This is a genomic window from Stenotrophomonas genospecies 5, from assembly GCF_054473825.1.
Window position 1 is genome coordinate 1,134,671 of record NZ_JBTMUW010000001.1, and the last position, 13,070, is coordinate 1,147,740.

General features: G+C 62.9%; 11 protein-coding genes. 1 reads left to right on the forward strand and 10 read right to left on the reverse strand.

What is annotated here, in order from left to right; translation table 11 throughout:
- Window positions 1-53 precede the first annotated feature (53 nt).
- The 10 genes from ACX9OW_RS05280 to ACX9OW_RS05325 form a co-directional block, all read right to left on the reverse strand.
- A complete protein-coding gene (locus ACX9OW_RS05280; RefSeq protein WP_459062003.1) occupies window positions 54-878 on the reverse strand; it encodes a hypothetical protein in 825 nt (274 codons plus the stop codon).
- A 623-nt stretch (window positions 879-1,501) separates the two neighbouring features.
- Complete coding sequence (locus ACX9OW_RS05285) at window positions 1,502-2,125, reverse strand: nucleotidyltransferase family protein (RefSeq protein ID WP_459062004.1); 624 nt, start codon at window positions 2,123-2,125, stop codon at window positions 1,502-1,504.
- The gene (locus ACX9OW_RS05290) at window positions 2,101-3,162 is read right to left on the reverse strand and encodes an XdhC family protein (protein ID WP_459062005.1); all 1,062 of its coding nucleotides are present in this window, start codon (window positions 3,160-3,162) and stop codon (window positions 2,101-2,103) included. Before ACX9OW_RS05290 ends, ACX9OW_RS05285 begins: the two co-directional genes overlap by 25 nt.
- Before the next feature lie 8 nt (window positions 3,163-3,170).
- Window positions 3,171-5,375 carry an aldehyde oxidoreductase molybdenum-binding subunit PaoC gene (gene paoC, locus ACX9OW_RS05295; protein WP_459062006.1) on the reverse strand — a complete coding sequence of 735 codons (2,205 nt, stop codon included), beginning with the start codon at window positions 5,373-5,375 and terminating at the stop codon, window positions 3,171-3,173.
- Window positions 5,375-6,325, reverse strand: a complete 951-nt coding sequence (locus tag ACX9OW_RS05300) for an FAD binding domain-containing protein (protein WP_053515781.1) — start codon at window positions 6,323-6,325, stop codon at window positions 5,375-5,377. The genes paoC and ACX9OW_RS05300 overlap by 1 nt, the downstream gene beginning before the upstream one ends.
- Entirely contained in the window at window positions 6,322-6,969 is a 648-nt protein-coding gene (gene paoA / locus ACX9OW_RS05305; protein ID WP_065182255.1) for an aldehyde dehydrogenase iron-sulfur subunit PaoA, read from the reverse strand. The genes ACX9OW_RS05300 and paoA overlap by 4 nt, the downstream gene beginning before the upstream one ends.
- Window positions 6,970-8,544: 1,575 nt before the next feature.
- On the reverse strand, window positions 8,545-8,844 hold the full coding sequence (locus tag ACX9OW_RS05310; RefSeq protein WP_227255271.1) for a hypothetical protein: 300 nt from the start codon (window positions 8,842-8,844) through the stop codon (window positions 8,545-8,547).
- Between the two features lie 590 nt (window positions 8,845-9,434).
- On the reverse strand, window positions 9,435-9,650 hold the full coding sequence (locus ACX9OW_RS05315; protein ID WP_193395781.1) for a hypothetical protein: 216 nt from the start codon (window positions 9,648-9,650) through the stop codon (window positions 9,435-9,437).
- A 427-nt stretch (window positions 9,651-10,077) separates the two neighbouring features.
- Window positions 10,078-10,407, reverse strand: coding sequence for a hypothetical protein (locus tag ACX9OW_RS05320; RefSeq protein ID WP_253118483.1), 330 nt, complete (start codon window positions 10,405-10,407; stop codon window positions 10,078-10,080).
- Between the two features lie 304 nt (window positions 10,408-10,711).
- On the reverse strand, window positions 10,712-11,908 hold the full coding sequence (locus tag ACX9OW_RS05325; protein ID WP_253118484.1) for a GAF domain-containing sensor histidine kinase: 1,197 nt from the start codon (window positions 11,906-11,908) through the stop codon (window positions 10,712-10,714).
- Between the two features lie 199 nt (window positions 11,909-12,107).
- On the opposite strand from ACX9OW_RS05325, the gene ACX9OW_RS05330 reads away from it, so the two are divergent.
- Window positions 12,108-12,959, forward strand: coding sequence for an AraC family transcriptional regulator (locus ACX9OW_RS05330; protein ID WP_253118485.1), 852 nt, complete (start codon window positions 12,108-12,110; stop codon window positions 12,957-12,959).
- Window positions 12,960-13,070: the final 111 nt, after the last annotated feature.

Below are 13,070 nucleotides of genomic sequence, written 5' to 3' on the forward strand. Positions count from 1 at the left end.
GCTTGTCGCTTGCGATCGTTTCGCTTCAGCCGAGGGTCATTAGGCAGGCGCCTTTACCGAACTAGTCCGGGCGCAGGCAATGAATGCAAGAACCCATCGAAGAGCCTCCTATCAGTCGGTGAGTCTAAGATCGTTGCAAGTTGGCCAATGTTGTCCTGGGTGGCAAATGCACGCAGCGACGTAATCGTGCGGCCGATTTGATCAAGCCTAGAGTCGATGCCGCTGGTCGCTTTATCAAGATGGCGAGCTTCTTTGTCTGAAATTGTGCTTAGATCGCACTCTGCCAGTCTGTTGAGCGTCGGGTCGAGCTCGTTGAGCAGTCCCCTAAGCGCCTCCGCCTCGTTTAGTGCACTCACGCTACTGATGCGTCCAACAATCTCACTGACATAGTACGGCATGTCCCGCCTAGCCAGCCCCGACTCAATGGCAAATTCTCGCTCTTGAGGGGTCGCCTTTCTATTCTTGGTTATCGCACCGTCTCCGACACGCATCATATTCCGTACCGCGTCGGCTATCTGCCGCGGAACACCTGACCCCCTCAGACCCATAGTAGCTCTGTAAAGTGGTTTCGCGTGGTCCCGCATAGAGCGAAACTGCTCCAGGACCGCCGGCAGCCTACTTTGAAGTGCCTCCAGCCTTTCCCTTCTCTCCTTGGCCTTGAGGTCTCTGTCGAACGCTCTTCGCAAGTTTGTAAACGTAATTGAGAACGCCCGCTTACCGCAAATGCTTCCAATGTTTGTGACGATTCCACTAGTAGTAGTTACTACGTATCCATTGCCGTGGGGCTGTTTGCAGCTCTTGAGACCACACGCTTCTCTCGTTTGAAATGAGTAGACGCCAATGATCTCCCTAAGCTGGACTGACTTAGCGTCAAGCACTTTGACATAGCCAGGTGTCTCATAGAGCTCATCCCAAGAACTAAGGCGAATTAGACCTCTATCGAAACTTAGAGTGATCATTCGGCTTGAGCCTAGGTTAAGTTGAGTCGTAGGCGCTCTGGCAAGAGCGGCAGCATGCATTGACTGAACAATCAGTGTGTCTGCTGCAGTTGCAGATTCTATTCTAGAAAAGCGGTTCCCATCCACCAAGCTGTCCGTCGTTAGAGCCAGCGCCCAGAAAGGTTGTCGCATGAGCTCTTGGTAGTGCGCGTATTTTCGTTTAGTTGGACAGACGGGGACCGCCGCGGATAGAAGTAGCATCGCTTCGTCTATCCTCGATAAATCTTCCTTGTCGCGATTGCATCGGCTACACCCCACGCGTCCTCCTCCATCGATGCAAACCTGTCATATAGCAACATGCGACGCATCGCCCCAAAGGCTTTAATTCGATTAACGTGACGGATCACGGCCGTTTGGTGCCGCCTCATTAGCGCCCCGCCCCTCACCCACTCACAAGGATGAGGCGGCACGCACGACCTATATCGGAATCGGGCCCACGTACTGGCGGCCATTTGTTTCGCGGTGCACGCCATTCACTGGCGCCCGGCGGGTGAGCGCGCGACTCACTCAGTATCGATCCAGCCCGCATCGCGCGCACGCGCAAGATCTTCTGCCGTGTCGACATCCAGGCCCAGTTCCGGTGCCTGTAGGACATGCACCATATCGGCAGGAAGTTGCCGCAGGCGCGCTCCGAAGCCGCGGTCACCGGCTGCACCCACAGGGGTGAACCAGGCGCGCGGTACTACCGCGGGAACGCCAAGCGCACTTCCGTGACGGGTGCCCGCGCACGCTGACGCCGCGGTGCGGGCACCCGAAAGCAGCGCCCGCAGATGGGCGTGCTCGATTGCGGGCTGGTCGCATGCCACGACCATCACCGCGCTCACCGTGGGCAGCAGGTGACCGCCGGCAACCTGCAGGCTGCTCGCCAGGCCGCGTTCCCAGTGGTGGTTGGTTACCGGGGTGGCATCCAGCCCGGAAATGCTGGATGTCACTGCCTGTGCGTTCGCGCCTACCACGACCAGCACCTGCGCCGGCGCGAGCTCCAGCGCCAATCGGACCACGCGATGTACCAGGGTCTCACCCTGCCGGGTTAGAAGCTGCTTGGGCTGGCCAAGTCGGGTGCTCCCGCCGGCAGCAAGCACGACGACCGCATGCGGGTCGGTCACCTGCCGTGCGCGCTTCGCCATTGCTGCAGCTGCGCGGCGATGCTGAGCGAAATCGCCTCTGGCCCTCGGCCGCCGATTTTCAGGCCAACCGGTGATCGAAGTCTCGGGGACAGGCGGTGGCGCTGATCCGGAGTCAGCAGTTTGAATAAGTCCTCGCGCCTTCGCTGCGGACCCAGCAGTCCAATGAACGCGACTTTGGTATCCGCCAGGGCCACCAGCGCCTCCCGGTCAAGTTCGAAATCGTGATGCATCACCAGTACCGCGTCGCACGGGTCGCCATGGAGGGCCTCGGCCGGGCTGGTCTGCAACTGTGCATCCGCGCCCTGCCCCGCTGAGGCCCAGCGCGCTCGCCGTTCGGCCACGCTGATCTGCCACCCCAGGCCACGCAGCAACGGAACCAGGAAGGGCGTTTCGGGACCGCCACCCAGGATCAGGGCCCGCGGAAGCCGGGGCAGCGTCAAACGCCACGCACCCTCACCAAAAGGCTGCGTACCATCCATCGGATGCAGCTGCCACGTCCGCTCGCGACGGCCCGCGCGGAAAACGATCTGCCCCGATGCGCGAAGCTCGCGCTGTAGTGGCACACCCTCGCGCAGCCATGCCTCGATGACAACGTCGATGCCGGCCATGGCACGCAATGGCAGAAGCGCAATCCGAAGCCGGCCGCGGCAGCCGAGCGCGGACCCACTCAGCAGGTCGTCGTCACTGCGGGTGTCGATCTCGATCCAGTCGACCTGCCCTGCCGCGCTCACCTGCTCCGCGCGTCGCGCGAGCTCTGGCTCCAGGCATCCGCCGCTGAGCCAGCCGACCTGGCTGCCGTTGCAGAACAGCACCATGTCGCCGGCACCGGCGTAGGTGGAGCCATCGGTTTCCAGCACCAGCGCGAGCACGGCGTGCTCCCCCGCGCGCACACGCGTCAAGGCCGTCTCGAGTACGCCGCGCGGGCTGCCTTCGGTGAGGAAACCCGGCGCTGCGGACAGGTCCTCGGCAAGATCGCCGGGCTGCCCTCCACCTGCCGCTGAAGCTTCCGGCGCGGGTGAGGCTACGGATCGGTCCATGCGCAACGTCAGCCTACGTCGGGCAAGCCGGGCAACAGCTTGTCCAGGGTGATGGGATAGCTGCGTACGCGCACACCGGTTGCGTTGTAGACCGCATTGGCGATCGCGGCGCCGACCCCACAGATGCCCAGTTCACCCACGCCCTTGGCCTTCATCGGCGAGATCACCGGGTCCAGCGTATCGAGGAAGACCACTTCCTGGTACGGAATATCGGCGTGCACGGGAACCTCGTAGCCGGCCAGGTCGTGGTTGATGAACAAGCCAAGCCGCTTGTCGACCACCAGTTCCTCCATGAGGGTCGCACCCGCGCCCATCACCATCCCGCCGATGACCTGGCTGCGTGCGGACAGCGGATTGAGGATCCGGCCGCCATCGCATACGGCAAGCATGCGGCGAATGCGCGTCTCTCCAGTGTAGGCATGCACGGCGACCTCGCAGAAATGCCCTGCGTAGGTGCCGACGTCGTAGCCTTGTTTGAAGTCGCCGAAGGCAATGCCGTCCTCCGCCGACAGTGTCCCCGCCTCCGCCAGCTTGATGGTCCGCCCATCCGCCTGGATGCGGCCATCGGCGAAGTTTGCGGTGTCGCCGTTGAAGCCCATTTTCTCGCCCACCTTGCGGCGCAGGCTGACGCACGCCGCGTACACGCCTGCGGTGGAGCTTGCCGCGCCCCACTGGCCGCCGGAACCGGCGGAGGCGGGATGACGAGAGTCGCCGAGGGTCACCTGGACCCGGTCCAGCGGCACGCCCATGGTCTCGGCTGCCGTCTGCGCGATGATCGTGTAGGAGCCCGTGCCGATGTCGGTCATGTCGGTTTCCACGATCACGCCGCCTTGGCCGTCGAGCCGCACCCGCGCCGCCGACTTCATCGTCGGTGCGCCGCGATACCCCGCGGACACGCCCATGCCGACCAGCCAGTGCCCTTCCCTTACCTGCGCCGGCCTGGCATTGCGCTTGTTCCAGTTGAAGCGCTTGGCGCCTTCGCGCAGGCAGCGCACCAGGTTGCGGTCGGAGAACTTCTTGGACGGGTCGCCGGGTACGACCTCCGGCTCGTTGAGGATGCGGAACGCGATCGGGTCGAGGCCCAGCTTCTCGGCCATCTCGTCCATCGCCACTTCCAGCGCCATGTGGCCTGGCGCTTCGCCCGGCGCGCGCATTGCATTGCCTTCGGGCATATCGAGCGTGGCGATGTAGTTGGCCACCAGGCGGTTGGCGCCCGCATAGAGCTTGGGCGTCTGCAGGGTGCCGTTCTCGCCGTCCTCGCCGTTGATGTTGCCCGACCAGTTCTCATGGGCGATGGCGGAGATCCTGCCGTCTTTCGCGCAACCGATCCGGACGCGTTGAATGGTTGCGTGCCGGTGGGTGGTGTTGTTGGCCATCAAAGGCCGTTGCAGCGCGATCTTCACCGGTCGCCCGACCTGCTTGGCCGCCAACGCGGCCAGCACCGCGTCGGCACGGATGAACAGCTTGCCGCCGAAGCCGCCGCCGATATAGGGCGAGTCCACGCGCACCTTGGCAGGATCGATGCCGAGGATCGCCGCCATGCCCTGCCTGGCCCAGTCGATCATCTGGTTCGCCGTCCACAGCGTGAGCGTGTCGCCCTCCCAGGCGGCGATGGTGGCGTGCGGCTCCATCATCGAATGACTTTCGTCGGAGGTGTGGTAGGTCTCGTCGAGTTTGACCGCGGCGCTCGCGTAGGCGGTGTCGAAATCGCCCAGCGCCTGCCGGTCGGGCTTGCCATCGCGCCCCTTTGCCAGCGGCGCGGACGGCGCCAGTGCGGGAAAATCAAAACGGCCCTTGCCGCGCTCATAGCGGGTGCGGATCAATGCCGCGGCGGCGCGGGCCTGCTCGAAGGTCTCTGCCACCACGCAGGCGATGGCCTGGTGGTAGTGGGCCACGTCGGGGCCGCCGAACAGCGGCGCATTGTTCCAGTTCGATTTGCCGACCGGCTTGGTCTCCGGTGCGGTGATGACCGCCAGCACGCCCGGGGCGGCGCGTGCGCGGGAGGCATCCATCGAAATGATGCGCCCCTTCCCGATGCCCGCGCCGACGATATAGCCGTAGGCCTGGTTCGGTGCCACGTCATGGCGCTCATACGCATAGGGGGCGGTGCCGGTGGTCTTGCGTGGGCCGTCGATGCGCGGCGTCGACTTGCCGACGACCTTCGCTTTGTCGAACAGGTTGTCACCGGCGGGGGCGTTGAATTCAAGGGGCATCAGTGCTCTCCTTCCACCAGCACAGCTGCGAGGGTGCGCTCGGCGAGAGCGATCTTGAACGCGTTCTCCCGCGTCGGACGGGCGCCGGCGAACACCTGCCGGGCTGCGGCCTTTACGCCGTCGCGCAGCAGGGGTTCGGCTGCCTCGATGCGCCACGGCTTCGGCGCAACTCCACCGAAGGCGAACCGCGCCGAGCCGTCTTGCTGCACGACCGCCGCGACCGACACCAGTGCGAACGCATAGGACGCGCGGTCACGTACCTTGTGGTACACGTGCCGACCGCCCAGGGGTTCCGGCAGCGTGACGTGGGTGATCAGCTCACCGCGCTGCAGCACGTTGTCCTGCTGCGGCCTGTCGCCGGGGGAACGATGGAAATCGGCGATCGGGATGCTGCGCGTACTACCGTCACCCCTGACGGTCTGGATCGAGGCGTCCAGCACCCGCAGGGCCACCGCCATGTCGCCCGGATAGGTCGCGATGCAGCTGTCCGAGGTGCCGATCACGCCCATCTGCCGGGAGAACCCTTCGAGCGCGCCGCAGCCTGATCCGGGCAGGCGCTTGTTGCAGGGAAGATGGGGGTCGTAGAAGTACGGGCAGCGCGTGCGCTGCAGCAGATTTCCGCCGGTGGTGGCTTTGTTGCGCAGCTGCCCGGAGGCGCCTGCCACGATCGCGCGGGTCAGCACCGCGTAGTCGCGGCGCACGCGTTCATGCGAGGCCAGTGCGGTATTGGTGACCAGCGTGCCGATGCGCAGGCCGCCCTCGTCGGTGGGTTCGATCCTGTCCAGGCCGATGTCCTGCACGTCGACCAGGTGCGTTGGCGTCTCGACCTCCAGCTTCATCAGGTCGAGCAGGTTGGTCCCTCCGGCCAGGAACTTCGCGCCCTCGGTACCGGCCACGGCTTTGGCGGCCTCGGCCGGGGATTTCGCGCGTTCGTAACTGAAGGCCCTCATGAGCGCCTCCCTGCAGAGGTCACGCCAGCGACCTCTTGCATTGCCTCGGCAATGTTGGAATAGGCGCCGCATCGGCAGAGGTTGCCACTCATGCGTTCGCGCATTTCCATGCTGGTGGCCTGGGGCAGTGCGCTGACGTCCGCCTGCACATGGCTGGGGACACCCCGCTTGATCTCGTCCAGTACCGCTACCGCCGAACAGATCTGCCCCGGCGTGCAATACCCGCACTGGTAACCGTCATGCTTGATGAAGGCGGCCTGCATCGGATGCAGGTCATCGGGGGTTCCGAGGCCTTCGATGGTGGTGATGGCATCGCCCTGGTGCTGCACCGCCAGGCTGAGGCAGGCATTGATGCGCTCACCGTTGACCAGCACGGTACAGGCACCGCATTGACCGTGGTCGCAGCCCTTTTTGGTCCCGGTCAGCTCCAGATGTTCGCGCAGGGCATCGAGCAGCGTGGTCCGCGTGTCGAGCTCAAGCTCCCGGCGCGCGCCGTTGACGGTCAAGGCCACCGTGCTGATGACCGGCGGCCTGGGCGGCGGGGATGCCGCCAGTTCGGCGGCGAGCGATGACGCCCCTGGTGCGGCGGACATCGCCACGGTCGTGGCGCCGCCGGCGATCACCTGGCGACGCGTCAACTTCATTCCTTCATCCCAACTTGGCACAGTGACCTCCTGGCGTTCGGGGAAACCCCGTGGCTGGATGGACGCGCTCACACTACTCAGAGGGCACTATGCCCGTCTGCGGGGTACAGATTTGTGAAACCGGTCGAAGGCATGCCGGCATCAACGGCCGAGCGTACTGGCCGGTCATCTTCAATGCCGTGTCTGGCAAGCGTGCGCCACAGACACTGATCTGCGGCACTGATCTGCCCCATCAGCGGAAGCCACGAGGCGATACTGAATCGCAATTGGAGGTTCGTTCATGCCCGTCAACACCCGCCGCAGCTGGGTTGAGCTCAAACAAGGATTAGAACGTGGAGTCGCCTCGACGCTCGGATCTGATGCATCCGAGTCTTAACGCGCCAACCTGCTGTGGATAGTCGAGATGCGGAATGGACTGCATCTGCCATGCGTAGGGCGGAAGTTTCAGTATTCGTCCTTGCAGTGAAGGAAATGTCTTCAGCTGCCGGCTTGAACCGGGAAGGCTCTAGTTTGGCCAGAGATCGTGGCGCCGCGGTAGAGCTACGGTTCGATGAATCAGTGCCTCAGCTTTCCGCCAGATCTCTGCAACGAACACGATCACTCGGAAACTCCACCGTCAGGCCCATTTCGGCAGACAGCTGCTCTATCGCGTGCGCGGAAACTGACCTGCAGCGGCACTTCGCAGATGCGAAGCAAGAACTGGGTGGCACCGTCAGGGGCCAGCACCACATTGCTGCCGTGGGCTGGCAACGGCTTTGCCCCCAGGGGATGTGCCCCGTTCGGGCATCCTTCCTGGCTATCCACCTCGACCGCCAGCCGGAGACGATTGACGTGAAGGGGATCTCACATCAAAGAGCGGACACTGCAATCTCGCGGCTCTTCTCCGGTGCACAATCCTTTGCTCCCGTGTCCAGCCCCCCAAATGGCACGACCATGCACCCTCCCAACACCTTCAGGGTCCATTCGATCCTGCCCCAGCTTGCACTCGATGGCGCAATCATCCGACTGGATCAGGTGCGTTCAACCTGTAGAAGCTGTGGGCTGAGGTCGTCAATGACCAGGGGCGCAGGCTTTGAAACAGATCAGAAGGGAACCACCCTCACCTGCCCTGCATGCGGGGCCACAGGTCTGATGGACGAAATGGAGATCTGGCACCACTGGCTCGAGCAGTGCCGTCGTCAACAACTCTTGGCGCGCTCCAAGCAGATGATCCATTCGATATCGAGGACTAGAAGCGAGTGATGGACATGCCCGAAGGGCTGGATTGCCTCCGCCGCCGCGAAGGCTCCACTGAGGTCTGTCGCGGCTGCCTGAAAGTGATCGCGTGTAGGGCGCAAGGCTGTTGCTGCCGATCGCGCGCGGGCAGATACCCGAGGCATGGATTCAGCTGCTGCCTGATTTCGCCGGATGTTCCGTCATTGCGCATGACCACGTTTGGGCCCGGAGGCATCGGCACCGCGCCGCGTCCAGCGTACGCAAAGTCTTTCGGCCGGCTGGGCTGGCCCTACGCCATGATCTCAGAGCGGCGGCGAACCCACCGGGAGATTGATCCTCCAGTCCCGGAAACGGCGCGCCTCAGCCGTCGGCTGGATGTCTCCCGGCCAAACTTCCCATCGTAAAGGCGAATCCCGCCTCTTCCAGAAGCGCCCTCATGCGCAGTTCCACGCGACGAGGTGAGCGCAGCCCATTGGGCGCGTAAAGGGCATACACGTAGCCAGCACCGTCAATGATCTCGCGGCGTACTGCGCACTCAGTCGATTCACTGGCTTCGCACCAGACAGACATCAGCCTGGCGGGGCTGATCGACTGTCCGTTCCGAAGACGGAAGAACAACCAGCGCACGCCTGGCGGTTGGGCTCGATCTACTCTAGCCATTGCGAGCCCCGGATCCGCCTCGACAGATCGCTGAGAACTTCAGGATCCAGGCGAGGGCGGTCATCTCTCGATGAGCGTGGCAGATCTATGCGCTCACCACCTCTCACCAGAGCGGGGAGATCGGACTGAAGGTCAATCCACCACCCGGCAGGAAGGCCGAGCCCCGTACCCGTTCGGTCGTAGATGCATATCGGGAAGTTCATAGCGTTGCTCCTGGATTTATCGAGCATACGCTTGCGCAATGTCAGGTCCGAATGCGACTACTCCAAGGCTGACGCATCGACTCTCTTTGCACAGATGAACACGCGTGCCTCGTCTCGCTGAACTTTCAGGAACGACTCAAGCCAGCAAAGAGCAGCGCCTCGATTGGCAATCACTCTTCCCAACTCTTCAGTCAAACACCGCGCACACTCCATTCCACCAGGACTCTCGCCATGGCAAGCCCGGCACTGAGCCATCGTCGTCGTGCTGACCGGGCGCGATTGGTACATGATCTGAGACATCAAGGTCACAGCCTGATTGTGAGACGACATTCCAGCCTTCCTGTCGATGCCGAAGCAGCCGCGCTGGGCGCGGCCACCTCTGGGGCATCAACGCTGACTGTCGCGATCAACACCCGCCTTTGGGTTCTGGCCAGGGCTTGGCTGTCCAGTCTCTGTTTCGCTTGGCTGCTGCTGTTGCTGCCCTTGCTGTCCGGCCAGATCCTCACCGCCGAGATCCTTGCCGTCCGCGTGGCCCTGCTGGCCGGGCTTCTTCTCGACACTCGAGTTGCGGCCATCATTCTGGTTCTGGGAAGTGTTGTTCATGTCTTGCTCCGATGCAGCCATCTGCTGCGACCCCACAGTGGGCTTCAGCGCGTTACGCAGCCGTGCCCGATTGGATCGAGTATGAACAAGCGCCATGAACAGGCCGCTGTCCTGAAGGGTGTACAGTGCATGTCCAACAGGAGCAAACCATGGAACGCACGAGGAACAAGGATTTCGTTGACGTCGAGCGTGAGCTTACCCATTGGGGGTTGGCATTCAACTCTGGCGCCCTGCCTGCTGTCAGCTTTCGCCATGAAGTTGACCCCGTCATCCGGCTCGCGTGTGACATCTACATCAGAGATCCGCACGGAATGCGCGAGGCATGGCTGGGCGCCCTCCAAGTCAGGCTTGCGGCTCGATCCAGTCTCCGCGGGCACCCCGGCGCAGCGGAGATCGCGACCCTATGCTGGTCACGACTCTCCTGCCCTTAGCAACGCCCCTCCTGCCCAGCTGCATCATTCCCTTCCCGCATCAGCTGATCATTCAGCACGTGGACGATGGACATGACAGCATCTGCAAGCGCCCGAGAGTCGCTGATCGAACCGTAGAAGTAGATCTTCGAGCCTTCAACCCGGACTTGCGCAAGCGAAAGCTGAGTCGCCAGCGCCTCACACTTCATCAGGAACAGTTCAATCCAGCGAGCACCGGGGGCAAGATCCAGCAATGCAATGATGGCCTCGTCGGTAGATGAGTCGACATGCTCCTGTAGCCGTGGCACGTCGAAACCTATGATTCTTGGAAGCATGGAGGCGCTCAACGATCTGTCCTCTCGCTCAGGGGCAATCTCAGTATTGCCCACGGTACACAGATCTACAATCAAGCGTTCGAGAAGGGACTTCCCGACCAACCCAGCAAGGAGGCACGATCCACGCTGGATGCGCGAGAGCTTCCGTTGGCAGAGCATTGTCCGGCCAACAGGTGCCTGACGGTCTGCCTTCGCCCCCGCGCAGCGCACGAAGTGCTACGACGTGAGCTACCACAGCTTGCTTGAGCGAAAGTCCACCGCGGCCTACCTCCTGGATAGTGCATGCCGTGGCATCAAGCAGGGCCAGCCCCGGCGCTCAGGCAACATCCGCGCTTGGCATCCGGAACGTGAACACGGTTCCGGCACTTTCACTTGACACCACATCGAGTATCCCGCCATGAGACTTGGCAATCTCCGATGCGATGTAGATGCCCAGACCAAGACCTGGCCTGGGAAGCTCGCCCTTCTCACGCGAGAACGGGTTGAAAATGGTGCTGAGCCTGTCGGGCGCAATGCAGCCTGCGTTGTGCACATCCAGCGTGAGGCGATTGGATGCAGCGTGCACCCTCAGCGTGACAGGAAGCGACCGCTCGCCATGCTGCACTGCGTTCGTCAGCAGGTTGGCCAGCAGCTGCGACAGCCTGCCGGGATCGCAGACCACGCTGCCCTCGATCCGCATCTGCACATCGATGTCCTCGCGACCGGTGGCGATCGCCACTTCCGCTGCAACTCGTTCAAGGTCAGCTTGCAGCGTATCGCTTTCCCGGAGCGAGATCGGGATGCCTCCACCCAATCGGCCCCTGGCAAAATCAAGTACATCGTTTATGAGCCCATCCATCCGGGTCACGCCAGATGCGATGTGCGCAAGCATCTGCTGCTGACGCGCGGACGGCGCCTCATCCTCAAGTGCATCTGCCGCTACGCTGATTGCCTGGAGGGGGCTGCGAAGATCATGGCCCAGTACCGCGATGAACTGATCGCGCAAGTCGGAATCCCGCCGCGCGTCCGAAAGCGCCGTCTCCGCTTCCTGTAGGCGGTCCTCCTTGTCCAGATAGTTGCCGACGAGCTCGGCAAGCAGCTCCATGGACCGTCGGACATGGGCTTCATCGAAGTTGCCCGGCGAAGAATCAATGGCGCACAGGGTGCCGAAGAAACTGCCGTCCGGCCGATGAATCGGAACCGACGCGTAACTCTCAAGCCCGTAGATCCGAGGCGTGTGGTGCTTGGAGTACAGCGGGTGGGTGCTGGCGCGTGCGAAAACCACGGAGGTTGATGACTGCCTGATCTCGTCACAGATGGTGGTTTCCAGGACCAGCTGCCCGCCTGGAACAAGCCCGAACCCGAGCGTGTCCAGGGTGGCGCAGGCCGTCCAGGTCGTCTCTGTAACCCTGGCAATCGCCGTGAATCTCGAGCCCGTGATATGGGCTACGGTTTCGAGGATGCGCGGCACTGCCTCGATACGACCGATCTCAGCGACGTCATTGAGCAGGTGGGGATCAGTCAGCGTATGCATATGTTGGCAGGCGGGCACAGTGATGCATCATCCCATGAAACCGCCATCGCAAGCCGGCTCCGTTCAGAAGGGGGCGTCCAAAGCGGGCAAACGGGCGATGAGCGCGCAGCCGCGAGGATGCGCCTGCTTCATTGACAAGTGAATGGCCGCAATCCCTAATCGGGCGGCAGATCGCCGTCCGCCTATCGACCCCTCCATCATGTCTAGAGTATCCACCACTGATTTCGCAGCGCACGCGAGCGTCGACAGCCTTCACCAGGCAGTTGTAGCCGTTACTGCCGCTTCGGTGGCGCGGGACTGGGAAAATGAGCGCCACCAGCACCGCAAGGCACAGCTGATCTATTCGGTTCGCGGCGTCTTGACCTGCGAGGTGGAAGATGGCGTCTGGATCGTTCCTCCGCAGTGCGCAGTCTGGATACCGGGCGACCTTCCCCACTCGGCAAGGGGAGCGGGACACACAGAATGCTACTGCCTGTTTGTCGAGCCGGAGGCCGCACCGGACCTCCCAACGTTCTGCTGTACCGTTGCGGTTTCGCCATTGCTGCGCGAACTGCTGTTGAAGGCGGCTGATTTTCCTGAGCGGTATGCAGCTGGAGGCAAGGAGGAGCGCCTCATTGCCACATTGCTCGACCAGCTGGCAGAGGCCCCGGTTGAAGATCTGCATCTGCCGATGCCGCGCGATGCAAGACTCCGTCGCTTGGCCGAGTGCCTGCTGGTCGACCCGACCGACAAGACGCCAAAGGGCGTATGGGCGAGCCGCGTCGGCATGAGCGAGCGCAGCATGAGCCGCCTCCTGCAGGACGAGATCGGTATGGGCTTTGGTCGTTGGCGCCGGCAGCTGCACGTCATCCTCGCGCTCCAACGTCTGGCCCAAGGTGAAAGCGTTCAAACGATCGCACTGGATCTGGGGTACGGCAGTGCAAGCGGCTTTGTAACCATGTTTCGCAAGGCGATGGGAAAGCCACCTGGGCGCTACCTTTCAGAACGTTCCATGCTGGCGCCGCAGATCGCGCCGCCCACAATCACCTTGCCCGGCCATCTGCCGGGCTGAACGGACTGGCCAACTCCCGTTCAAGCCCCCGGCCTGCTCCACCTCTGGCCCGGTACGACCCCGCTCCTTCGTTGTAGCCGACTCTCGCCTGCCGCGTGCCGCGTGCCGCGT